This window comes from Pseudomonas sp. 25 R 14 (assembly GCF_900004755.1).
Taxonomy (GTDB): Bacteria; Pseudomonadota; Gammaproteobacteria; order Pseudomonadales; family Pseudomonadaceae; genus Aquipseudomonas; species Aquipseudomonas brenneri.
Genome location: NZ_CVTS01000038.1, coordinates 103,580 through 125,971, shown reverse-complemented (window position 1 = coordinate 125,971; position 22,392 = coordinate 103,580). Strand labels below are relative to the sequence as shown.

The following is a 22,392-nucleotide window of genomic DNA, read 5'->3' as shown; positions in this document are numbered from 1 at the left end:
ACAATGACCGTACACGCGGCTGGCACGTGCTATGTCCGAAATGCATTGGTCACGCCGGTCATGGCATTGAGGGTACAGAGCATCACCATCGGCCGTGATGTGCCAGTAGGTGCGGTGGTGTATCGACAGAAAATGGCTATCAACAACTTCATTGTGTGCTACGCGACAGGTGGTTCCAGCTACGCCAAGTACGACCGGAGCATCAGCTATAGCAACACACCTGCATTGAGTTTGTGGGCCACTGGGGAGATGGCAGGTAAGGTCTACGAAACAGGCGTGAGCGGTTTGGGCGTGTTAATCAAAGGCGATCACGGAATCGCGCCTTATAGCAATTCCGCAATCTACGGTGTGCGCCAGGATAGCGGTGGCCTGAACGCGGCAAATACGCTTGAACTGCAGCTCATCAAGACCGCGCCAACCGTTGCTGCAGGCACAGTCCAGGGTGCGTCTTTGCCGATAGCGCAATATGTTGCCAGTGTTGGCGGCGGTATGACTGCCGCCACGTTTCCTATTGCCAATGTGAGCATCACCGGCGCGTTGTCGATCGTTGCCCGAACTTGCCAGACCCCAAACGTCAACGTGCCCATGGGCACACATACGGTGGCTGAGTTCAATGGCGTCGGCACGGGCACGGCCTGGACCAATTTTACCCTGGCACTCAACAACTGCCCGGCGTTCAACGGCGTCTACAGCAGCAGTGACGGCAGCGGGACGGCGAACAGCATCAAGTACCGTCTCGACCCGACTGCGGGGGTTGATGCCACCCAGCCAAATGTCTTGAAACTCAACCGTGGCACGCCTGAGGCCACGGGCGTGGGTATCCAGATTGCAGACAACCTGGGCACGCCGCTGGCTCTGCAAACGCTGTTGCCCAGCGGTATCGTACCCACGGCAGTCGAGGGCGCCAGCTACAGCATTGCGTTGAAGGCGCGCTACCTGCAAACCGCAGCGACCGTCAGGGGTGGGCCGGCCAATGCGGCCATGACCTTTACCATTGACTACCAATAAACCTTGGCGGGAAATCTCTTCTGTGGCAGTAGGGTTGTCGTTTGAGGAGAGAAACCCAGGCAGTCTAATCTTTGATTTAACATAATATACATTATGCGTAGTATCATATATCCCCACACCAGGCGTACCCCTGGAAAATCACGGACCATCCCCCTCGTATTTTTCCCCAGGCCAATGGCAACTCTTCCAATGCTCATCTTTACTCGTCCCAACGGATGTCGGGGCCCGGGAGGTTTTGCATGAAGCTATTTGCCGTCGTGTTGCTCAGCGCCGCGTTGCTCAGCGGTTGCGATGTCAGTTTCAACAAGAGCACGCCCAAGGTCACGGCGTCCGACCCTGGTACGCAGCTACAGCAGCAACAGATATTCGATGCGGCATTGGCGTTTCTGGTTTTGCTTGATGCTGGTAAAGCTGACATGACCTGGTCCGTGGTCAGCCCGACGTTCCAGGCGAAAATCCCCGAGCCTGTCTGGGTCAATGGGCTCAAGGCCTTGCGTATTGGATTTGGCTCATTCAACAAGCGAGAACCCCTGGGCTTTGGTTTTACCGATCAGATGCCTGACGCCCCTGCGGGACACTATGCTGTCATCGAGTTTGCCTCGACGTTTGCCACGACCTCCGTCAAGGAGAAAGTGATTTTGCGTGATGATGACGAACGCTGGGGAGTCGTCGGATATTTCGTGCATAAAAGCGTTACTTTTGGTGGTGATGACAAGAAGGCACCCTAGCCCTTCATTTATTACCATTGAATATAACTAAACTAAATGATTGTTTAGTTTAGTTATATTCAATGTTGCCGAGCCGCCAGTAAATCGCAGCCACCCTGCCCCTATCGATTTAGCTGATTCACGCTATCGTCACGCATGCTTTCAGCCTCAGGCCACAGGCCTCGTAACATAACAACCATAGTCAGTCGCCACTGTCGTGGCGTTGGAGGTTGTCATGCGTTACCTGATTGTTGCCTTATTAAGCGTGTTCAGCACTTTGGCCTTGGCTCAGGGAGAAAGCCCCTCAAGTCCGGCTGTCCAGGCCTACGACTACTCCCAGAACCTGGATATCGCCAAGGTTGTGCAGATCAGCACCGACCCTTCTACCGAGTGTGGCCCGGTCAAAAGCCATATGGTCTACCTCGACAGCCAGGGCGTGAGCCATGGGTTGGACTACGTGCGCCTGAGTGATGCATGCCTGCAAGGCTGATTTGAAAAGTCACAGGTCAAACCGATCAATCGCCCGCCGCCGCTCGTTGTCATCACGCACATCGTAGCTGGCGGTGGTCTGGATATTAGTGTGGTGTGCCAGTTTCTGGGCGATCGACAGATCATGTTCCTCGATTACCCGGGTGATAAACGAGCGCCGGAAATCGTGGGGCATGATCTTCACTCCCACCTGTTCGCCGCGCTGGCGGGCGATGTAGTAAATCGCATGCTTGGTAATACGTTCGCGGGTGATATGGCTGCCCCGGCGGATGCGGTTGAATAGAAAGTTATCGTCCTGCTCTCCTTCCTTTAAGTGCTCACGGCGAAACTCCAGCCACGCCTGCAACTTGGCAAACGCCCAGGCCGGTGCGTACTTGACCAACTCTTTATTGCCCTTGCCGATCACCCGCAGGCTGCGCTCTTGAAAATTCACCTGGGCCAGGTCGAGGTTGACTGACTCCGACTTGCGCATTCCCGAGCCGTAGAGGATCCCGATCACTGCCGCATCCCGCAGGCCCTGCGGTCGGGGATCGGCGGCGCAGACGTCCATCAGTTCGCGGATCAAGGTGCGACGCAGGTTGCGTCCCTGGCTCAAGCGCGTGCCGGCGCTGGCCTTGACCGAACGCATTTTCAGCAAGTGTTCCTGGCTGATCAGGCTGATGCGCCAGGCTTCGTTCATCACCCCGCGCACGGCGTTGACGTACAGCGATGAGGTGTTGGGCGCGTACCCGTCTTCGCGCAATACGGCGACCAGCGCCATCACGTGTTCGGGCTGCAACAGATGCCAGTCGATATCTTCCAGATTGATCTCTTCGAAACCCAGGCGGTCGGCGGCATCCTGCAGCACGTAGCGCATGGTCAATTGGCTGGAAGGCGCCAGGCGTGAGAGATAAAGGGTCAGCGGGTTGCGGGAAATCTCAGTCAAAACAGATCGGCCTTGAGATTAAATAGTGATACTAAGCCTATGTTTAGTATCGATATTTAGTGGTTTGGCGAGCGTCGAGTCTAACGCAGGTCGGCGCTGCATACCAAACCAGGGCTCATCCTGCGCAGGCGCCTGCGGCCCTGCAACATTGCAAAATGCGGATTGAAAACCCGATTAATTCGCGGTGATCGCGCACTAAAACACTTACAGATAAGGATTACAGCGCAAACAGTTATCGTTTGTCTGTCTTCTTAATTGTCTAGCTGAACACTAGCTGTCTGCCCAACAAATAAACGAGTTTTTCATCCGCCTTTCATATTCGCTGGACAAATTTGCGCTTAACCTTGGCCCTAATACTTGAGGGTATGCCGCGTTTTGCTGACTAACCCGTTGATAATGCTTTACCTTTGGCGGTCATGGGCTTTACTGAGGATGGCTTTGTCATCGGCTGTTTTTTATTGCAGTGCCCGCACTTTCATCTGCTGTTTGTTGTCATCTCTACGCGCCAAGTTGCTCTAACCCGAGGTCATGAATCTTTGAAACCCTACCCTATTCATTGCGTGTCGATCGTTATCCCGGTCTACAACGAAGAACAGAGCCTGCCCGAGTTGCTGCGGCGCACCCGTGCTGCGTGCGAGCAGTTGGCCTATGAGTACGAAATCATCCTGGTGGACGACGGCAGCCGCGACAGTTCCGCGCAACTGCTGGAAGACGCGGCAAGCGAGCCCGGCAGCCACGTGGTCGCGGTGATCCTTAACCGCAACTACGGTCAGCACGCGGCAATCATGGCGGGCTTTGAGCAATGCCGGGGCGAGGTGGTGATTACCCTCGACGCCGATCTGCAAAACCCGCCGGAAGAAATTCCGCGCCTGGTCGAGCAAGCAGCCCTGGGCTACGACGTGGTTGCCACGGTGCGTAACAATCGCCAGGACTCGGCCTTTCGCCGCTGGCCTTCGCGCCTGATCAACCTGGCGGTGCAGCGCTCCACCGGCGTGGCCATGACTGACTATGGCTGCATGCTGCGTGCTTACCGGCGCACCATCGTCGACGCCATGCTCGCCTGCCGTGAACGCAGCACCTTTATCCCGATCCTGGCCAACGGCTTTGCGCGTCATACCACGGAGATCCTGGTACACCACGCCGAGCGCGAACATGGCGAATCCAAATACAGCGCCATGCGCCTGATCAGCCTGATGTTCGACCTGCTGACCTGCATGACCACCACGCCCTTGCGCCTGCTGTCCATCGTCGGTTTCAGCCTGGCGGCTTTGGGCATGCTGTTTGCGTTTGCCCTGATCGTCATGCGCCTGGTCTTCGGTGCCGATTGGGCCGGTGACGGCCTGTTCGTACTGTTTGCCGTGTTGTTTGTGTTTACCGGCGGCCAGTTCATCGGCATGGGCCTGTTGGGTGAATACCTGGGACGCATGTACAGCGATGTACGTGCCCGCCCACGTTTCTTTATTGAAAAGGTGCTGCGCAACGAGCCGGCAGCACCTGCACCGGTGGTCATCGTCGATGGCCTGCCCTCCTCCCCGTCTTCCACTTCCTCTTCCAGTCAGGTTTCGTCATGAGTTCAAAAGCTGTTGTCTTCGCTTACCACGACATTGGCTGTGCGGGCATTGAAGCCCTGCTCAATGCGGGTTACGAAATTGCTGCCGTGTTTACCCATGCTGATGATCCGAAGGAGAACACCTTCTACGGCTCGGTCGCTCAACTGTGCGCCCGCCACGGCATCCCGGTACACGCGCCAGAAGACGCCAACCACCCGCTGTGGGTCGAGCGTGTCGCCAAGCTGAACCCGGACTTCATCTTCTCCTTCTACTACCGCAATCTGCTGGGCGAGGCGCTGCTGGCTACCGCGCGCCAGGGCGCCTTCAACCTGCACGGTTCGCTGCTGCCTAAATACCGTGGTCGTGCCCCGGCCAACTGGGTGTTGGTCAACGGTGAAACCGAAACCGGCGTGACCCTGCACCGTATGGTCAAGCGTGCCGATGCCGGCGCGATCCTCGCCCAGCAAACAGTCATGATTGAGCGCAGCGACACCGGCCTGACGCTCCACGCCAAACTGCGTGAAGCGGCGACTCAGCTGTTGCGCGATGCGTTGCCGCAACTGGCCCAGGGCAAATTGAGCGAAACCGCCCAGGACGAAAGCCAGGCCACCTGCTTTGGCCGCCGCACACCGGCTGACGGCAAGCTCGTCTGGCAAAAGCCCGCAGAGCAACTGTTCAACCTGGTACGCGCGGTTACCCAGCCGTACCCCGGCGCTTTCTGTGCGGTGGGCGAGCACAAGCTGATCGTGTGGCAAGCCGAAGTGGTCAAGGGCAACGAAGGCCAGGCGCCAGGCCGAGTGATCAGCGTCAACCCGCTGCGCATTGCCTGTGGTGAAGACTCCCTGGTCATCAACTTCGGCCAGCGCAATGACAATGGCCTGTACCTGACCGGGCCGGCCCTGGCCGACGAGTTGGGCCTGGTGGACGGTTCGATCCTGCGCGGCGCCGAGTCGGGCGGTAAACCGCGCCGCACCCGGGTGCTGATCCTGGGCGTCAACGGCTTTATCGGTAACCACTTGTCCGAGCGCTTGTTGCGTGATGATCGCTACGAAGTCTATGGCCTGGATATTGGCTCCGACGCCATCGACCGCCTGCGCAGCCATCCCAACTTCCATTATGTGGAAGGTGACATCAGCATTCACTCCGAGTGGATCGAGTACCACATCAAGAAATGCGACGTGGTCCTGCCGCTGGTGGCCATCGCCACGCCAATTGAATACACCCGTAACCCGTTGCGCGTGTTCGAGCTGGACTTCGAAGAAAACCTCAAGTTGGTGCGCTACTGCGTCAAGTACAACAAGCGCGTGATTTTCCCTTCGACTTCCGAAGTCTACGGCATGTGCCAGGACCAGAACTTCGACGAAGACACTTCCAACCTGGTGGTCGGCCCGATCAACAAGCAGCGCTGGATCTATTCGGTGTCCAAGCAACTGCTGGACCGGGTGATCTGGGCCTACGGTGCCAAGGGCCTGAATTTCACCCTGTTCCGCCCGTTCAACTGGATGGGCCCGCGCCTGGACCGCCTGGACTCGGCGCGTATCGGCAGCTCCCGTGCGATTACTCAGTTGATCCTCAACCTGGTGGAAGGCACGCCGATCCGCCTGTTTGACGGCGGCGAGCAGAAACGCTGCTTCACCGACATTGCCGACGGTATCGAAGCCCTGGCGCGGATTATCGACAACGATAACGACGCGTGTAACGGCCAGATCATCAACATCGGTAACCCGGACAACGAAGCCAGCATCCGTCAGTTGGGCGAAGAGCTGCTGCGCCAGTTCGAGGCTCACCCGTTGCGCGGTAACTTCCCGCCGTTTGCAGGCTTTCGCGAAGTGGAAAGCAAAGCGTTCTACGGCGCGGGCTACCAGGACGTGGCGCACCGCAAACCGAGCATTGCCAACGCCAAGCGCCTGCTGAACTGGGAGCCGAGCGTGGAAATGAGCGAGACCATCGGCAACACCCTGGACTTCTTCCTGCGTGAAGCGATGCTTGAAATCGCCCCGTCCAGCGAAGCAGGCAAATAATGAAGGCAGGTCTGCGCATTGACGTCGACACCTACCGGGGCACCCGCGATGGAGTGCCACGGTTGCTGGAATTGTTGGATGAAGCGGGGATCAAGGCGACGTTTTTCTTCAGTGTCGGGCCGGACAATATGGGCCGCCACTTATGGCGCCTGATCCGTCCGCAGTTCCTGTGGAAAATGCTGCGCTCCAACGCGGCCGGCCTGTATGGCTGGGACATCCTGCTGGCCGGCACCGCCTGGCCGGGCAAACCCATTGGCCGCGACCTGGGGCACCTGATGCGCCAGGCCAAGGCTGCCGGGCACGAAGTGGGCCTGCACGCCTGGGATCACCATGGCTGGCAGGCCAATGCCGGCCGCTGGAGCGATGCACAACTGGTGGAGCAGGTGCGCCGTGGGCTCGACACCCTGAGCGAAATCCTTGGCGAGCCCGTGGACTGTTCCGCTGCCGCCGGCTGGCGTGCCGACGAGCGTGTGGTGCAGGCCAAGCAAGGCTTTGGCTTGCGCTACAACAGCGATTGTCGCGGCACCGGCTTGTTCCGTCCGATCCTCGCCGATGGCAGTGCCGGTACGCCACAGGTCCCGGTGGACTTGCCGACCTTCGACGAAGTGGTTGGGCCACAGGTGACGGCCAAGGACTTCAATGTATTCATTCTTGATCGGTTCACCGAATCGACACTCAACGTCTATACGATCCACGCAGAAGTAGAAGGGATTCTGATGGCCAATGAATTTCGCCAGTTGCTTGCCCAGGCCAGGCAGCGCGGCATCCAATTCCAGCCCCTGGGCAATTTGTTGCCGGCCGACCCGGCGAGCCTGCCCCAGGCGCATCTGACACGCGGCGTACTCAGTGGCCGCGAAGGCTGGCTGGGAGTACAAAAGGCATGATCCGACGTTGGGCGCTACCCCTGCTCCTGCTGGTTTTCGGCCTGTGTTACCTGCTGCCGATGGCCACCCATGGCCTGTGGATCCCGGATGAAAGCCGCTACGCGCAGATCAGCCAGGAAATGCTGCTGACCGGCAAATGGGCGTCACCGCACTTTATGGGCCTGCGTTATTTCGAAAAACCGGCGGCCGGTTATTGGATGATTGCCCTGGGCCAGGCCGTGTTCGGCCAGAACCTGTTCGGTGTGCGCGTGGCCTCGGCGCTGGCCACGGGCTTGAGCATCCTGTTGGTGTACTTCATGGCCCGGCGCCTGTGGAACGATCCACGCAAGAGCCTGGTGAGCGCTGTGCTGTACATGAGTTTTGTCAGTGTGGCGATGTCGGGTGGCTACGCCAACCTCGACCCGCAGTTCAGCTTCTGGGTCAACCTCAGCGGCGTAGCGTTATGGCTGTGTATCGACAGCCGCAGCCGGCGCGCCCGCCTGGGCGCCTGGGCATTGCTGGGCCTGGCCTGCGCCATGGGCTTCATGACCAAGGGATTCCTGGCGTGGCTGCTGCCGGTGTTGATCGCCCTGCCCTACATGGTCTGGCAAAAACGCTTTCGTGAGTTGCTGACCTATGGCGTGGTCGCGGTGGTGGTGGCGATTGTGGTCAGCCTGCCCTGGGCGCTGATGGTGCATGCCCAGGAGCCCGACTACTGGAACTTCTTTTTCTGGCACGAACACATCCAGCGGTTTGCCGGTGAAGATGCCCAGCACGAAGAAGCCTGGTGGTACTACTTGCCGTTGCTGGCCGCGTTCAGTCTGCCGTGGCTGGCGCTGTTGCCCTCTACCCTGAAACAGGCGTGGCAGGAAAAGCGCACGCACAAGACCGGCTTCCTGTTGTTGTGGCTGCTGATGCCCCTGGCGTTTTTCAGCCTGAGCAAGGGCAAGCTGCCGGCTTATATCCTGCCGTGCCTGTTGCCTTTGGCATTGCTGATGGGCCATACCCTGGCGGACACATTGGCCCAGGCCCGTGGCCGGGTGTTGCAAGTCAATGGCGGGCTCAACCTGATTCTCGGGGCGCTGGGGCTGCTGGCAATCGTGTATTTCCAGTTGAAGAAGCCGATTTTTGCCCACCAGCAGGAACTGTTGAGCCTGGTGCTGGTGTTTATCGTGCTGCTGGGCTGGATCATCGCCAACCTGCTGCAGGTAGCACGCCCGTTGCGTTTGTGGGCGGCGCCTGCCCTGGGCAGTTGGTTGCTGGTGGCCCTGGTGCCGGCGGCGTTGCCGCTCTCGGTGGTTTATAACAAGACCCCGGACCGGTTCATTATCGACCACGCCGAAGAGCTGGCAGGCACCACCCGTTTACTGAGTAATGACCTGGGCGCCGCCTCGGCCCTGGCGTGGCGGCTCAAACGCCCGGACGTGACGCTGTACGACGCCCTGGGCGAAGTCAAATATGGCCTTGCCTACCCCGACAGCGTCAATCGCCGGGTCGACACCACGCAAGTCCAGCAGTGGATGAGCGAGGCCCGCAAGCAGGGCTCGGTGGGCGTGGTGATGCGGGTAAAGGGCGAGAGTGAAGTGCGCGAAGTCGAGTTATTGCCAAAAGATGGCAAGCGCTATGAGCAAGGCAACATGGTGATCCTGGTGTTCCCACAGGTGGCGCCTTGATCACCCTGCTGCTGCTCCTGGCCGCGTGCCTGCTGACCTGCATGGGCCAGATCGCGCAAAAGTATGCCGTGGAAGGCTGGCGTGACCAACCTGCGGGCTGGGCCTTTAAACTGCGCTCGCCCTGGCTGTGGCTGGCCCTGTTGTGCCTGGGGCTTGGCCTGCTGGTGTGGCTGCTGGTGCTGCAGCGCCTGGAGGTGGGGATTGCCTACCCGATGCTCAGTCTTAACTTTGTGCTGATCACCCTGGTAGCGCGCTTCGTATTCCATGAACCGGTGGACCGTCGCCACTGGATCGGTGTGGCCCTGGTGATAGCCGGTGTGCTGCTGCTGGGTGGCCAGATATGAGCCGATTGCGTGGTTTCACCCTGGCGTTATCCAGCGTGGCGCTGGTCAGCACGGCCCAACTGGGTATGCGCTGGAGCATGACGCGCCTGCCATTACCTGCCGACTGGCTCACTGCCCTGGCCAGTGCCGCGGTGGATCCGCTGGCGCTGGGCGTGGTGGCCCTGGCGATTCTCGCCTACGGGCTGTCGATGCTCTGCTGGCTCGGCGCACTGCAGCATTTGCCACTGGGCCGCGCCTATTCGTTGCTGAGTATCAGCTACGTCCTGGTGTACCTGCTGGCGGCCAGCCTGCCTGGTTTCCACGAACCCTTTTCACTGTCACGGACCTTGGGGGTGGCCCTGGTCATCCTCGGCGTCCTGACCATCAACTCCCGTCGTATCGGCAACACAAGCCCCAGGAATACCCCATGAAAATCAGCGTATTTGGTAGTGGTTACGTTGGCCTGGTACAGGCCACCGTATTGGCCGAGATCGGTCACGATGTGATCTGCATGGACGTTGATGAAAGCAAGGTGCAACTGTTGCAACAGGGCCATGTGAGCATTTTCGAACCGGGGCTTACCAGCCTGGTCCGGGAAAACCTGGAAAACGGCCGGCTGACCTTTACCACCCAGGAAAAGCTCGCGGTCGAGCACGGTGAAGTGCTGTTTATCGCGGTCGGTACGCCCTCGGACGAGGACGGCTCGGCAGACTTGAAATACGTGCTGTCGGTGGGCGATGCGGTGGCCCGCCATCGTGTCGAGCCGGTGATCCTGGTGGAAAAGTCCACCGTACCGGTCGGCACCGGCGACACCCTGCGCGCCCATATCGACAAGGCCCTGGCCGGGCGCAAGCTGGTGTTCGATATTGTCTCCAACCCCGAATTCCTCAAGGAAGGCTCTGCCGTGGCCGACTGCCGGCGCCCCGACCGGATCATCATCGGCTGTGAGCGCGAAGAGGTGCGCGAAGTGATGCGTGACCTGTACGCGCCGTTCAATCGCAACCACGACCGCATCATTTTTATGGATGTGCGCAGTGCCGAGCTGACCAAGTACGCGGCCAACTGCATGCTGGCGACCAAGATCAGCTTTATCAACCAGATCGCCGAACTGGCCGAACACCTGGGCGCCGATATCGAGTCGGTGCGCCTGGGCATCGGTGCTGACTCGCGGATTGGCTACCACTTTATCTACCCTGGCTGCGGCTACGGTGGCTCGTGCTTTCCCAAGGACATGCGCGCCTTGATCCATAGCGCTCGGCAAGCCAACTGCTCCAGTGACCTGCTCGAGGCGGTGGAAGCCATCAACCAGCGGCAGAAAAGCAAACTGTTCGAACGGATCCGCGCGTTCTACAAAGGCGAACTGCGCGGCAAGACCTTCGCCTTGTGGGGCCTGGCGTTCAAGCCCAATACCGACGACATGCGCGATGCGCCCAGCCGCGTGCTGATGGAATCGCTGTGGGCCGCCGGGGCCAATGTGCGGGCCTTCGATCCCGAAGCCATGCAGGAAACCCAGAAGCTGTATGGCGATGATCCGCGCTTGATGCTGATGGGTACCCCTGAATCGACCCTGGGCGGCGCCGATGCCTTGATCGTTTGCACCGAGTGGCAGCAATTCAAGGCGCCGGATTTCGACCTGCTGCACGCACGCCTCAAGGCGCCGGTGATCTTTGACGGACGTAACCTGTATGACGCCGAGCGCCTGGCGCGCAAGGGCTTCCATTACTTCCCGATGGGCCGTGGACAGTCCTGTGACTTGCCGATCCCCCAGCAACAGTGGCTACCACGGTTGCTGGAGGCCTGAGGCGTGGACAAGAGGCTCCTGCGCCGCCAGTCCTGGGGCATCGGTTTGCTGGCGCTGCTGCTGTTTATCGCGGGTAATTGGGATCAGGCAATTATCGGCTTCGATTCGCGCTTTGTGCTGTTCGCCCAGGAAATGCTGCGCCACGGGCCGGGATTTTTCCCCACTACCTATGGTCAGCCGTATGCCGATTATCTGTCCACCTCGACCCTGTTGACCTGGCTGTTGTCGCTGCCTCTGGGGCGCGTCACCCGCTTCAGTGCCTGGCTGCCCACAGCCATCGCTTCGGCGGCCATCGTCGCCCTGGTCTATCGCCTGACCGCGCCCTACTCCCGGCGCTGGGCGCTGCTGAGCATCGCGCTGTTGTTGCTCAGCAGCACGTTTATCAGCGAAACCCGCTCGGTATCCCTGGACCAGATGCTGGCGGCGGTGACTCTGGCGGTGTTCTACCTGGGCTATGCCCACGATCATTTCTCCAGCCCCCGGCGCCTGCCCTGGGTATTGCTCCTGTTATTGCTCGGCTTTGCGATTCGCGGGCCCATCGGCCTGGTGATCCCCACTGGCGTGTTGTGCAGCTATTACCTGCTCAACCGCCAGTGGCGCCCGTTGTTCAGTGTCGGCCTGCTGGCCCTGGCATTGCTGGCAGCGTGCGTCGGCCTGCTGCTGTTGCTGGCCAAGCTCAGTGGTGGCGAAACCTTCCTGCAAGACGTAATCCGCATGCAGTTCCTCGGGCGTATGGACGGTCGCGAAGGCTCCAGCAGCGTGTGGTATTACTTCACCAGTTCCGTGGGCAACTACGCCCTGGCGTACCCGTTGGCATTGCTCGCGCTGCTGGCGGTGCTGCTCAATGGCCGACGCGCTGGCGATGGCGGGTGGCCGTTGTTGCTGGCGTGCATCGCCGCAGGTTTGATCGTGATGCTGGGGCTGTCGATCCCCGAGGCAAAGAAAGCCCGCTATGTGTTGCCGATGATGCCCATGGTGGCGATCATCGCCGCGTACCCGTTCCATAGGCCCGATGGGCATCTGTTCAAGGGGCTGCGGGGCCTGATGCTGGGATTATGGACGGTAACCCCGGGCTTGTTGATCGGCGCGCTGCTGGTGGCGCGCCATCGCTTCGGGGCGCAGTTGGAGCATTTCCAGGGCGTGCTGGGCCTGTTGATCGGCTTGCAGGTCTTTATCATCGGAATGCTTGCCAAGTGGCGCTTGCACCCCGTAGGCCCGGCGTTTTGCGCGGTGCTAGCAGTGTGGAGCAGCTATATTCTGGTGGTCGAGCCCCTGGAGCGCAGCCTGTATGACACTCGTACATTTAGCCGTGAGGCTCATGCGCTGATCCGGCAACAGCCAGCGCCGTTGGTGTTGCATGGCCTGGGTAAAGACGCCAAGGCCATCAAGTTCATGGTCAACGTTGAGTGTGACCGGGTTCCGCTGTTCACCCAGGCACCTGCCGACCTGGCCTTGATCCAGGGACCGGCGTGGCTGGTGATGGACAAGGCGGATTTCACCCGTCTCGACGAGCCACGCTGGCGCGCATTGGCACCGGTATTGACCGGGCAGTTCGATAAAAACACCTATGTGCTCCTGCACCTGAACGGGGCTGGACCCTGAGCACGAACTATCAAGAAAGCTCCTACGTTTGTATCCGTAAATGCCGGTACCGGCTCCCTTACCGGCCCTATGACCCCAACGGTAAACTCGCCTCACATTTGCATTACATAGTTACCGCCCGCCTCCGAGGATCGCTGCCGTGCCTGATGAGCAATTGCCTGTTGTCCCTGCTATCGAGCCTGTACACGTCGGCTATATCCCGGTGTTCCCTCTCGATCGGCTGATGGAATTGCGCGATGCCCTTGTCGCGCTCAAAGGGCCATTGGCCAGCGATCCACAGCTGCGCGAAAGCGTGCAGAAGTCGCTGATCAATTCAGAGAACCACGAACGGGTGTTGGGCAAGGCCGGCTCAAGGCATGAACAGTATTGATGCAAAATTACTGCACTTAACCTGCATTAATATGCATTGGCGGCGATAGTTTTTGGTCGGCACACTGCGCCGGTTCCTCCCCCAAATGTTGGAACTTTCGAAGGGCTTTGCGGGTAACCGCAAAGCCCTTTTTTTGCCCTCTCCCTTTTTTCCGATTGGACTGCCCCGCAATGCTCGCTCGCTGGTTCCCCGCTGCCATCAATACCCGCCCCGCCGAATGGAGCCGTGCCGCCATCGGCATGGTCCTGGGCACCCTGTTTACCGTATGGCTGTGTGCCCAGGTGTATGGCCTGGAAGTGGCCATGCACCTGCTGGGCCCGTTGGGGGCCTCCGCCGTGTTGTTGTTTGCGGTGTCATCGGGTGCCCTCGCCCAGCCGTGGTCGATCATCGGCAGCTACCTGTGCGCCTGTGTGGTGGCTTTGCTGGTGGCCCGCGTCTTGGGCCGGACCCTGGGCAGCGCCTGTCTCGCGGCGGGTATGGCCTTGATCCTGATGTGCTGGCTGCGTTGCCTGCACCCGCCTTCGGGAGGTCTGGCCATGACCCTGGTCCTGGCGGACCCGGCCACCATCGCCCTGGGCTGGCAGGAAGTCGGCCCGGTGATGCTGGGAGCCGGCACCTTGCTGCTCTCGGCGTTGGCCTACAACAACCTGACCCGTACCCGCTACCCCAAGGGCCCCACTGAAACCCCAGTCGTGGTGCCATTACTGTCGCCGCAGGTGGACGCAAAAATCACCGCTGCAGACCTGGAACAGGCATTGGCACAAATGGAGCAGTTTTTCGACGTCACCCCCAGCGAATTGGAAGAACTGATCCATATTGCCGAAGACCATGCCCGCCGCCGCAGCATTGGCCAGGTCCTGGCCAGTCGGGTCTAGACGCGCCTGCCCTGGCTTTTTATCGAATCCCCCCTGCATAAATGCAAAGATGACCTGCACGATTCCGGCTTGTACTGGGCAAATTTGCACTGGTACGATCCGGAGATGGTTCGCCCGCGAACATTTTGATAAAGAACAATAAAAGCAGGGAGTTACAGATGACTGCTCAGGCTCAGTCCCAGGCGACAAGCACCGAGTCCCCCCAGAACAGTGTCCTGGCCGAAGTACGCAACCACATCGGCCACCTGACCCTCAACCGCCCCGCCGGCCTCAATGCCATCACCCTGGACATGGTCCGCAGCCTCTCTACGCATTTGCGCGCCTGGGCCGATGATGCCCAAGTGCACGCCGTGGTCTTGCGCGGCGCCGGTGAAAAGGCCTTCTGCGCCGGGGGCGATATCCGCTCGCTGTACGACAGCTTCAAGAGCGGCGACACGCTGCATGAAGACTTCTTCGTTGAAGAGTACGCCCTCGACCTGGCCATTCATCACTACCGCAAGCCGGTCCTCGCGCTGATGGACGGCTTTGTCCTGGGCGGTGGCATGGGCCTGGTCCAGGGTGCCGACCTGCGGGTGGTGACCGAACGCAGTCGCCTGGCCATGCCGGAAGTGGCCATCGGTTACTTCCCCGATGTGGGTGGCAGCTACTTCCTGCCGCGCATTCCCGGCGAGCTGGGGATTTACCTGGGCGTGACCGGGGTGCAGATCCGCGCCGCCGACGCCCTGTATTGCGGGCTCGCCGACTGGTACCTGGACAGCGCCAGGTTGGCGGAGCTGGACCAGAAGCTCGACGACCTGCAATGGCACGACTCGCCACTCAAGGACCTGCAAGGCCTGCTGGCCAAGCTCGCGGTACAACAATTGCCGGATGCACCGTTGGCGGCCCTACGCCCGGCCATCGACCACTTCTTTGCCCTGCCGGACGTGCCAAGCATTGTCGAGCAACTGCAGCAAGTGACCGTCGCCGACAGCCATGAATGGGCTGTGAGTACAGCGCAACTGATGCAGACCCGTTCCCCATTGGCCATGGCCGTCACCCTGCAGATGCTGCGACGCGGGCGGCACCTGGCACTGGAAAACTGCTTTGCCCTGGAGTTGCACCTAGACCGCCAGTGGTTCGCCCGTGGCGACCTGATCGAAGGGGTGCGTGCGCTGCTGATCGACAAGGACAAATCCCCGCGCTGGAACCCGCCAACGTTAGCGACATTGGATCAGAACCACGTCGACAGCTTCTTTCAAGACTTCGTGAAGTACGGGAACTAAGCCATGCAAGATATTGAATTTACAGAAGAACAAGTAATGATTCGCGACATGGCGCGCGACTTTGCCCGTGGCGAAATCGCTCCCCACGCCCAGGCCTGGGAAAAAGCCGGCTGGATCGATGATGGCCTCGTGGCCAAGATGGGCGAATTGGGCCTGCTGGGCATGGTGGTGCCGGAAGAATGGGGCGGCACCTATGTGGACTACGTGGCCTATGCCCTGGCCGTCGAGGAAATCTCTGCGGGTGACGGTGCGGTCGGCGCACTGATGAGTATCCATAATTCAGTGGGTTGCGGCCCGATCCTCAACTACGGCACACCCGCGCAGAAAGAGACCTGGCTGGCCGAACTCGCCAGTGGCCAGGCCATCGGCTGCTTCTGCCTGACTGAACCCCAGGCCGGCTCCGAAGCCCACAACCTGCGCACCCGCGCCGAACTGCGCGATGGCCAGTGGGTGATCAACGGCGCCAAACAGTTTGTCAGCAACGGCAAGCGCGCCAAACTGGCGATAGTGTTTGCCGTGACCGACCCGGACTTGGGCAAGAAAGGAATCTCTGCGTTCCTGGTGCCCACCGACACCCCAGGCTTTACCGTGGACCGTACCGAACACAAGATGGGCATCCGCGCCTCGGACACCTGCGCCGTGACCCTCAGCCAATGCACCGTGCCCGAAGCCAATCTGCTGGGCGAACGCGGCAAGGGCCTGGCCATCGCCCTGTCCAACCTGGAAGGTGGGCGCATCGGCATCGCCGCCCAGGCCCTGGGGATCGCTCGGGCGGCCTTTGAAGCGGCATTGGCCTACGCCCGTGATCGGGTGCAGTTTGACAAGGCCATCATCGAACACCAGAGCGTGGCCAACCTGCTGGCAGACATGCAGACCCGGCTCAATGCCGCGCGCCTGCTGATCCTGCATGCCGCGCGTTTGCGCAGTGCTGGCAAGCCGTGCCTGTCCGAAGCCTCCCAAGCCAAGCTGTTTGCGTCGGAAATGGCCGAGAAGGTCTGTTCATCGGCGATGCAGATCCATGGCGGCTACGGTTACCTGGAGGACTACCCGGTGGAGCGTTACTACCGTGATGCACGGATCACCCAGATCTATGAGGGGACCAGCGAGATCCAGCGCATGGTGATTGCCCGGGAGCTGAAGAACTATCAGCTATAGCGGCTGCTGAAAAAGCGTCGAAAAAAGCCTGGTGACTCCCGTGCGTTGTGCGGGAGTGCGACTATTCTGACAGTTCCTAGCCACACAGGAGGTGTGTCATGAATGCAGTTGAGCACCCGGTTCGTGTCGAACGAATCAGCCAGGAACGCTATATCCAAGCCCCCATTGAAACCGTCTACGACTACGTGACCCAGCCGGATCGCTGGCACGAATGGCACCCCACATCCTTGAGCGCGGACACCGGCACCAGCGGTTCACTGCCGGCCGGCCAGCGCTTCACCGAGACGATCGACCTGCTTGGGGTGCGCGTACCCATGAGCTACCGCGTGCAGATTGCGGTGCCGCCCCGGGAGTTCAAGACGGTTTTCACCTCCCTGGCCGTCGATGGCTGCATTCACTACCTGCTCCAGCCCCATGGCAGCGGCACCCTGTTCAAACGTGTGCTCAGCTATGAAACCGAATTACAGCTCACCACGCTGCAAGCGCGCATGGTAGAGCTGTCGAACCAGGCCATGGACCAACTCAAGCAGCGCCTGGAGTCGTCCTGAGCTGACAAATTTGTCATCTTTCTCTCAGTTTGCTGACAGTTGCGAGCACTAAGCTCCGTGGCTGTCGCGTGCGCGTATAATTTTGAAACATAACCACCTCACCTAGTGCGTAAAAGCGCGGAGAATGCGCCCTCTTTGCGCACTCCGTAACCGATGGGACCTGTCTATGAAAACCACCCTGCGCCTGACTTTGCTGTCCGCCCTGTTCATGACCACCCTGGCCCAGGCGGCCGAACTGATCCCGATTGACGTACACCGCGATGCCAATTGCGGCTGCTGCAAGAAATGGATCAGCCATCTGGAAACCAACGGCTTCAAGGTCAACGACCATGTTGAAACCGATATGAGCGCGGTCAAGCAACGCCTGGGCGTGGCTCCTCGCCTGGCGTCCTGCCATACCGCCGTGATCGACGGCAAATTCGTCGAAGGCCACGTGCCCGCTGAGCAGGTGTTGGCCCTGCGCAAGCGCAGCGACCTGTTGGGTATCGCGGCACCGGGCATGCCCATGGGCTCTCCGGGCATGGAGATGGACGGCATGAGCGACGCGTATCAAGTCATTGGCCTGACCCGCGAAGGCAAAGATGTGGTGGTAGCCGACTACCCGGCCCACTGATCAATGCTTGCAGGGTATGCAGGGCTGTTTTTCAGCGCCTTTGGCGCGGCCACGCTGTTGCCGCTGCAATCGGAAGCGGTGCTGGTCGCGCTGCTGCTCAATGGCAGCTACTCACTGTGGCTGCTGCTCGGCATTGCGACACTGGGCAACGTGTTGGGTTCGTTGGTCAACTGGCTGCTGGGACGTTCGGTCGAACTGTTCAAGGACCGGCGCTGGTTCCCGGTCAGTGCAACGCAGCTGGAAAAGTCCCGCGGCCACTATCGACGCTGGGGGCATTGGTCACTGCTGCTCAGTTGGGTGCCGATCATCGGCGACCCGCTGACCCTGGTGGCCGGGGTGATGAAAGAACCGCTGTGGCGTTTTGTGTTGATCGTCAGCATCGCCAAGGCGGCCCGTTATGCTGTGGTGGCGATGCTCACGCTGCATTGGATGTAACAGGTTAATTCCCGCTTAATCCGCCCGACACAGCATCCGGTAGCCTCTTCTCTGGAGCTCTCCCATGCCGCTGACACGCTCGTTTCTGCTTACCGGTCTGCTGGCCACTTGCGCTCTTCCTGCCATGGCAGCCACGCAAGACCCAAGCTATGGCCCGCAGTTGCAAGGTTTCCAATACCCCTATCCGGTCGAATATTTCGATTTCCAGTCCCAGGGCCAATCAGTGCAAATGGGCTATATGGACGTGCCGGCCAAAGCTCCCGCCAATGGTCGCAGCGTAGTGCTGATGCATGGCAAGAACTTCTGCGGCGCGACCTGGGAGGCGTCGATCAAGGCCTTGAGCGAGGCCGGCTACCGAGTGATCGCCCCGGACCAGATCGGTTTCTGCACCTCCACCAAGCCTGAGCACTATCAGTACAGCTTTCAGCAGTTGGCAATCAACACCCATCAGCTCCTGCAAAAGCTCGGCATCCAGAAGGCCACCCTTCTCGGCCACTCCACGGGTGGCATGCTGGCTACCCGCTATGCCCTGCTCTACCCCACACAAACCGAACAACTGGCACTGGTCAATCCTATCGGCCTGGAAGACTGGAAAGCCCTGGGTGTGCCCTATCGCACGGTCGATCAATGGTATGCACGCGAGTTGCAACTGAGCGCCGAAGGCGTACGCGAGTACGAGCGCAAGACCTACTACGTCGGGCGCTGGAAGCCCGAGTACGAACGCTGGGTGGACATGCTCGTCGGCCTGAACAAAGGGCCCGGCCATAAACAGGTGGCGTGGAACTCGGCGTTGATTTACGACATGATCTTCACCCAGCCGGTGTACTACGAGTTCAAGGACTTGCAGGTGCCGACCTTGCTGCTGATTGGCACGTCTGATATCACCGCCATTGGCAGCGATAGCGCACCACCCGAGGTCAAGGCCAGGATCGGCCACTACCACGAACTGGGCAAACAGGTAGCCAAGCTCATCCCCCGCTCGACTCTTGTGGAGTTCCCGGGCCTGGGCCATGCGCCGCAAATGGAAGAGCCCGCGCGCTTTCACCAGGCGCTGTTGCAAGGGTTGAAGACGTTCTAATCCCACTAAACGCGAGGCATTGGTGTATGTCGGTACAGATCGCAGTCATTGATGATTGGCAAGACGTAGCACGGGGCGTGGTGGATTGGTCCGCCCTGGAGGCTATCGGCCAGGTGCATTTTTTGCACGACTACCCTGCCGACACCGCCACGATGATCGAACGTTTGCAGGGCTTTGAGGTGATTTGCGTGATGCGCGAACGCACAGCCTTCGACCAGGCGCTGCTACAAGGGCTGCCAAGGCTCAAACTGCTGGTCACCGGTGGGATGCGCAATGCTGCTATCGACCTTGCTGCTGCCAGGGCCCTGGGCATTCAGGTCTGTGGCACCGACAGCTACAAACACGCGGCGCCGGAACTGACCTGGGCCTTGGTCATGGCGTCCACCCGCAACCTACTGGCCGAGGCGGCCTCCTTGCGTACCGGCCAGTGGCAGCAAGGGTTGGGCGGCGATCTGCATGGCAAGACCCTGGGCATCCTCGGGCTGGGCAGCATTGGTCAGCGGGTGGCGCAGTTTGGCCAGGTGTTCGGCATGCGGGTGATTGCCTGGAGCGAGAACCTCACTGCCGAGCGTGCCGCAGCTTCCGGCGTGACCTGGGTCAGCAAGCGTGAATTGTTCGAACAGGCCGATGTGCTGTCGATTCACCTGGTGCTCAGTGAACGCAGCCGTGGCCTGGTGGATGCCCAGGCCCTGGGCTGGATGAAACCCACTGCGCGGCTGGTCAATACCGCACGCGGGCCGATCGTCGATGAGGCGGCGTTGATCGACGCGCTCAGTCATGGGCGGTTGGCGGGCGCGGCGCTGGATGTGTTTGGGCAGGAGCCATTACCTGTAGATCATCCATTTCGCCATTTGCCCAATGTACTGGCTACGCCCCATGTGGGCTATGTCAGCGAGCAGAACTATGGGCAGTTCTATGGGCAGATGATTGAGGATATTCAGGCGTGGGCGGCGGGGCAGAGTTTGCGCAGCCTTACTTAATGTCAAATCTAACAAATATCTATTAATGAATTGATTTATATAGATATATAATCCTAACAAATCACTTTAAGTAGCAGCTCGCACTACTATCGAGCAACCCAGCCCCAATGCCCCATCAAGAGGCAATCCCCCTGTAGGAATCGGCTTGCCGGCGATAGCGACCTTGAGTCATGTGCCGATGCCAAGGCCCTCATCGCCGATAAGCCGGCCACAGGGTGGTGACGTTACAAAAAACATTGTCCTACAAAACTTTCCGATAACCCTTGCAGGCTCTGGGGTCTGTCCTAGACTGATGACCGATGGGTCACGATCAGAACAAAAGCCCCCGCAATAAATCGAAACTTTCCAACTCTGCCGCAGGTCAGGTTTAAGGTAGGACGCACGCTACCGGCTTGCGCCGGACGTCCGCCCATCCAATCTATTTATCAGTTCGGTGCAATTGGCATAAGCCTTGCCAGTCTGTGCAGTGCTAGTGCGCGTGACCGCAGGACGCGGTTGACTTTCGCTGAGGGCGCCAGGCTCTCAGCTGACCAACACATGGGAGATAATTATGATCAGTGCCGCCTCGGGAGTTCAGGGACAGCGTTTTAGTCAGTCGGTCGATGGGCCAACCAGCTTGGTTGACCTTCCCGGCACGGTGCGGCCGGTCTCGTCTCAAAACCCCAATCGCAAGAAAGTCCTGTTTGTGACCTCGGAACTGGCCGATCTGGTGAAAACCGGTGGCCTGGGGGACGTGTCCGCGGCCCTGCCCCGCGCCATGGCGCATCTGCACGATGTACGGGTGCTGATTCCGGGCTACCGCCAGGTGCTGGACAGCGACAACCCGATCCATATCATTGGCGAGCTCGGGGGGCATGCGGCGCTGCCGCCGTGCAAGATCGGGCGGATGGACCTCAAGGACGGCCTGGTCATCTATGTGTTGATCTGCCCCGAGCTGTACGAGCGCGAAGGCACACCCTATGGCGCCAACAATGGCCGCGACTGGCCCGACAACCATATCCGGTTTGCCCGCCTGGGCCTGGCGGCCGCCGATATTGCCGCCAACCTCGCGCAAATCCACTGGTGCCCGGACCTGGTGCACGCCCATGACTGGCCTGCTGGCCTGGCCCCGGCATACATGCACTGGCGTGGTTCACGCACACCCACCCTGTTTACCATCCATAACCTGGCCTACCAGGGTGTAGTCAGCCTGGCCTCGTGCCCGGAACTGGGGATTCCCGAGCACGCCTTGCAACAGGAAGGCATGGAGTTCTACGGCAAGATGTCGTTTCTCAAGGCCGGTATGGCCTATTCCAGCCATATCACTACAGTCAGCGCCACCTACGCCCGGGAAATCACCACGCCTGAGTTCGGCTGTGGCCTGGATGGGTTCCTCGCCAGCAAGACCCAGCAAGGCCTGCTCAGTGGCATCCCCAATGGCATCGATGAAAGCTGGGAGTCCTCCACTGACCCGCACCTGGATCACCCCTTCAATATCGGCGACTGGCAAGGCAAGGCCATCAATGCCGGCCATGTCCGCACGTTGTTCGGCCTGGATGCGTCCACTGGCCCGCTGTTTGCCGTGGTGTCACGCCTGGTGTACCAAAAAGGCCTGGACCTGACCGAAGCCGTCGCTGCGTTTATCGTGGAAAACGGCGGGCAGATTGCGATCATCGGCCGTGGCGAACCGGAGGAGGAACAGGCCATGCGCGCCCTGGCCCTGCGTTTCCCGGGTCGCATCGGCGTGCGCATCGGCTTTAACGAAACCGACGCCCGCCGCATGTTTGCCGGCAGCGACTTTTTATTGATGCCCTCACGCTATGAGCCGTGTGGCCTAAGCCAGATGTACGCCCAGCGCTTCGGTTCGCTGCCGGTGGCGCGTAATACCGGTGGCTTGGCTGACACCATTGAAGATGGCGTGACCGGTTTCCTGTTCGATGAATCCACCGTGCAAAGCTACGAAGCCGCCCTCGCCCGCGCCTTCAAGGTGTTTGCCTTCCCCGGCCTGCTCAATGCGATGCGCTGCAGGGCTATGGCTGCGCCATTCAACTGGTGCCAGGCGGTAGAACCCTATGCCGATCTGTATGAACAACTGGTAGCGAAAGCGTTGGGCAAGTCGGGGAAAGCCTAAAAGA

At 60.0% G+C, this 22,392-nt stretch carries 22 protein-coding genes; 21 read left to right on the top strand and 1 reads right to left on the bottom strand.

Going from position 1 to position 22,392, the window contains the following annotated elements; genetic code table 11:
- The first annotated feature begins 3 nt into the window (after window positions 1-3).
- The 3 genes from BFQ03_RS10495 to BFQ03_RS10485 all read left to right on the top strand — a co-directional run bounded on the left by BFQ03_RS10495 (window position 4) and on the right by BFQ03_RS10485 (window position 2,205).
- Complete coding sequence (locus BFQ03_RS10495; RefSeq protein WP_175403892.1) at window positions 4-1,008, top strand: fimbrial protein; 1,005 nt, start codon at window positions 4-6, stop codon at window positions 1,006-1,008.
- Window positions 1,009-1,247: 239 nt separating this feature from the next.
- Window positions 1,248-1,736 (top strand): DUF4019 domain-containing protein, encoded by a 489-nt coding sequence (locus tag BFQ03_RS10490; protein WP_065943029.1) that lies wholly within the window; start codon window positions 1,248-1,250, stop codon window positions 1,734-1,736.
- 214 nt (window positions 1,737-1,950) lie between these two features.
- The gene (locus BFQ03_RS10485) at window positions 1,951-2,205 is read left to right on the top strand and encodes a DUF2790 domain-containing protein (RefSeq protein WP_065943028.1); all 255 of its coding nucleotides are present in this window, start codon (window positions 1,951-1,953) and stop codon (window positions 2,203-2,205) included.
- Between the two features lie 9 nt (window positions 2,206-2,214).
- Here BFQ03_RS10485 and BFQ03_RS10480 read toward each other — a convergent pair whose 3' ends face one another.
- Entirely contained in the window at window positions 2,215-3,129 is a 915-nt protein-coding gene (locus BFQ03_RS10480) for a site-specific integrase (RefSeq protein ID WP_065943027.1), read from the bottom strand.
- A gap of 536 nt (window positions 3,130-3,665) precedes the next feature.
- On the opposite strand from BFQ03_RS10480, the gene arnC reads away from it, so the two are divergent.
- From arnC to glgA, 18 genes are all read left to right on the top strand, one after another.
- The gene (arnC, locus tag BFQ03_RS10475; protein ID WP_065943026.1) at window positions 3,666-4,700 is read left to right on the top strand and encodes an undecaprenyl-phosphate 4-deoxy-4-formamido-L-arabinose transferase; all 1,035 of its coding nucleotides are present in this window, start codon (window positions 3,666-3,668) and stop codon (window positions 4,698-4,700) included.
- Window positions 4,697-6,700 (top strand): bifunctional UDP-4-amino-4-deoxy-L-arabinose formyltransferase/UDP-glucuronic acid oxidase ArnA, encoded by a 2,004-nt coding sequence (arnA, locus tag BFQ03_RS10470; protein WP_065943025.1) that lies wholly within the window; start codon window positions 4,697-4,699, stop codon window positions 6,698-6,700. The genes arnC and arnA overlap by 4 nt, the downstream gene beginning before the upstream one ends.
- Window positions 6,700-7,584, top strand: coding sequence for a 4-deoxy-4-formamido-L-arabinose-phosphoundecaprenol deformylase (arnD, locus tag BFQ03_RS10465; protein ID WP_065943024.1), 885 nt, complete (start codon window positions 6,700-6,702; stop codon window positions 7,582-7,584). The genes arnA and arnD overlap by 1 nt, the downstream gene beginning before the upstream one ends.
- Window positions 7,581-9,236 (top strand): lipid IV(A) 4-amino-4-deoxy-L-arabinosyltransferase, encoded by a 1,656-nt coding sequence (gene arnT, locus BFQ03_RS10460; RefSeq protein ID WP_065943023.1) that lies wholly within the window; start codon window positions 7,581-7,583, stop codon window positions 9,234-9,236. The genes arnD and arnT overlap by 4 nt, the downstream gene beginning before the upstream one ends.
- Window positions 9,233-9,580, top strand: a complete 348-nt coding sequence (arnE, locus tag BFQ03_RS10455; protein WP_032860337.1) for a 4-amino-4-deoxy-L-arabinose-phosphoundecaprenol flippase subunit ArnE — start codon at window positions 9,233-9,235, stop codon at window positions 9,578-9,580. The genes arnT and arnE overlap by 4 nt, the downstream gene beginning before the upstream one ends.
- The gene (gene arnF / locus BFQ03_RS10450) at window positions 9,577-9,990 is read left to right on the top strand and encodes a 4-amino-4-deoxy-L-arabinose-phosphoundecaprenol flippase subunit ArnF (protein WP_065943022.1); all 414 of its coding nucleotides are present in this window, start codon (window positions 9,577-9,579) and stop codon (window positions 9,988-9,990) included. Before arnE ends, arnF begins: the two co-directional genes overlap by 4 nt.
- Entirely contained in the window at window positions 9,987-11,360 is a 1,374-nt protein-coding gene (locus BFQ03_RS10445; RefSeq protein ID WP_032860339.1) for a UDP-glucose dehydrogenase family protein, read from the top strand. Before arnF ends, BFQ03_RS10445 begins: the two co-directional genes overlap by 4 nt.
- A 3-nt stretch (window positions 11,361-11,363) precedes the next feature.
- Complete coding sequence (locus BFQ03_RS10440) at window positions 11,364-12,962, top strand: ArnT family glycosyltransferase (protein WP_065943021.1); 1,599 nt, start codon at window positions 11,364-11,366, stop codon at window positions 12,960-12,962.
- A gap of 202 nt (window positions 12,963-13,164) precedes the next feature.
- On the top strand, window positions 13,165-13,332 hold the full coding sequence (locus BFQ03_RS30215) for a type VI secretion system contractile sheath small subunit (RefSeq protein WP_275656697.1): 168 nt from the start codon (window positions 13,165-13,167) through the stop codon (window positions 13,330-13,332).
- A gap of 170 nt (window positions 13,333-13,502) precedes the next feature.
- The gene (locus BFQ03_RS10435; RefSeq protein WP_065943020.1) at window positions 13,503-14,207 is read left to right on the top strand and encodes an HPP family protein; all 705 of its coding nucleotides are present in this window, start codon (window positions 13,503-13,505) and stop codon (window positions 14,205-14,207) included.
- A gap of 158 nt (window positions 14,208-14,365) precedes the next feature.
- Window positions 14,366-15,469 (top strand): enoyl-CoA hydratase/isomerase family protein, encoded by a 1,104-nt coding sequence (locus tag BFQ03_RS10430; RefSeq protein ID WP_065943019.1) that lies wholly within the window; start codon window positions 14,366-14,368, stop codon window positions 15,467-15,469.
- A gap of 3 nt (window positions 15,470-15,472) precedes the next feature.
- Window positions 15,473-16,624, top strand: a complete 1,152-nt coding sequence (locus tag BFQ03_RS10425) for an acyl-CoA dehydrogenase family protein (protein ID WP_032860344.1) — start codon at window positions 15,473-15,475, stop codon at window positions 16,622-16,624.
- Between the two features lie 98 nt (window positions 16,625-16,722).
- The gene (locus BFQ03_RS10420) at window positions 16,723-17,172 is read left to right on the top strand and encodes an SRPBCC family protein (RefSeq protein ID WP_065943018.1); all 450 of its coding nucleotides are present in this window, start codon (window positions 16,723-16,725) and stop codon (window positions 17,170-17,172) included.
- 166 nt (window positions 17,173-17,338) lie between these two features.
- Window positions 17,339-17,785: a DUF411 domain-containing protein gene (locus tag BFQ03_RS10415; protein WP_032860347.1), complete on the top strand. Its 447-nt coding sequence runs from the start codon at window positions 17,339-17,341 to the stop codon at window positions 17,783-17,785.
- Between the two features lie 3 nt (window positions 17,786-17,788).
- Window positions 17,789-18,220: a YqaA family protein gene (locus BFQ03_RS10410; protein WP_032860348.1), complete on the top strand. Its 432-nt coding sequence runs from the start codon at window positions 17,789-17,791 to the stop codon at window positions 18,218-18,220.
- Between the two features lie 64 nt (window positions 18,221-18,284).
- Window positions 18,285-19,298, top strand: a complete 1,014-nt coding sequence (locus tag BFQ03_RS10405; protein WP_065943017.1) for an alpha/beta fold hydrolase — start codon at window positions 18,285-18,287, stop codon at window positions 19,296-19,298.
- A gap of 26 nt (window positions 19,299-19,324) precedes the next feature.
- Entirely contained in the window at window positions 19,325-20,278 is a 954-nt protein-coding gene (locus BFQ03_RS10400) for a D-2-hydroxyacid dehydrogenase family protein (protein WP_065943016.1), read from the top strand.
- Window positions 20,279-20,828: 550 nt separating this feature from the next.
- The gene (gene glgA, locus BFQ03_RS10395; RefSeq protein WP_065943015.1) at window positions 20,829-22,388 is read left to right on the top strand and encodes a glycogen synthase GlgA; all 1,560 of its coding nucleotides are present in this window, start codon (window positions 20,829-20,831) and stop codon (window positions 22,386-22,388) included.
- Window positions 22,389-22,392 lie beyond the last annotated feature (4 nt).

Bases quoted from the DNA above. Each gene is read 5' to 3' on its own strand.
- BFQ03_RS10495 (WP_175403892.1), top strand. From the start codon at position 4: ATGACCGTACACGCGGCTGGCACGTGCTATGTCCGAAATGCATTGGTC.
- BFQ03_RS10490 (WP_065943029.1), top strand. From the start codon at position 1,248: ATGAAGCTATTTGCCGTCGTGTTGCTCAGCGCCGCGTTGCTCAGCGGT.
- BFQ03_RS10485 (WP_065943028.1), top strand. From the start codon at position 1,951: ATGCGTTACCTGATTGTTGCCTTATTAAGCGTGTTCAGCACTTTGGCC.
- arnA (WP_065943025.1), top strand. From the start codon at position 4,697: ATGAGTTCAAAAGCTGTTGTCTTCGCTTACCACGACATTGGCTGTGCG.
- arnD (WP_065943024.1), top strand. From the start codon at position 6,700: ATGAAGGCAGGTCTGCGCATTGACGTCGACACCTACCGGGGCACCCGC.
- arnT (WP_065943023.1), top strand. From the start codon at position 7,581: ATGATCCGACGTTGGGCGCTACCCCTGCTCCTGCTGGTTTTCGGCCTG.
- arnF (WP_065943022.1), top strand. From the start codon at position 9,577: ATGAGCCGATTGCGTGGTTTCACCCTGGCGTTATCCAGCGTGGCGCTG.
- BFQ03_RS10445 (WP_032860339.1), top strand. From the start codon at position 9,987: ATGAAAATCAGCGTATTTGGTAGTGGTTACGTTGGCCTGGTACAGGCC.
- BFQ03_RS10435 (WP_065943020.1), top strand. From the start codon at position 13,503: ATGCTCGCTCGCTGGTTCCCCGCTGCCATCAATACCCGCCCCGCCGAA.
- BFQ03_RS10430 (WP_065943019.1), top strand. From the start codon at position 14,366: ATGACTGCTCAGGCTCAGTCCCAGGCGACAAGCACCGAGTCCCCCCAG.
- BFQ03_RS10425 (WP_032860344.1), top strand. From the start codon at position 15,473: ATGCAAGATATTGAATTTACAGAAGAACAAGTAATGATTCGCGACATG.
- BFQ03_RS10420 (WP_065943018.1), top strand. From the start codon at position 16,723: ATGAATGCAGTTGAGCACCCGGTTCGTGTCGAACGAATCAGCCAGGAA.
- BFQ03_RS10415 (WP_032860347.1), top strand. From the start codon at position 17,339: ATGAAAACCACCCTGCGCCTGACTTTGCTGTCCGCCCTGTTCATGACC.
- BFQ03_RS10410 (WP_032860348.1), top strand. From the start codon at position 17,789: ATGCTTGCAGGGTATGCAGGGCTGTTTTTCAGCGCCTTTGGCGCGGCC.
- BFQ03_RS10405 (WP_065943017.1), top strand. From the start codon at position 18,285: ATGCCGCTGACACGCTCGTTTCTGCTTACCGGTCTGCTGGCCACTTGC.
- BFQ03_RS10400 (WP_065943016.1), top strand. From the start codon at position 19,325: ATGTCGGTACAGATCGCAGTCATTGATGATTGGCAAGACGTAGCACGG.
- glgA (WP_065943015.1), top strand. From the start codon at position 20,829: ATGATCAGTGCCGCCTCGGGAGTTCAGGGACAGCGTTTTAGTCAGTCG.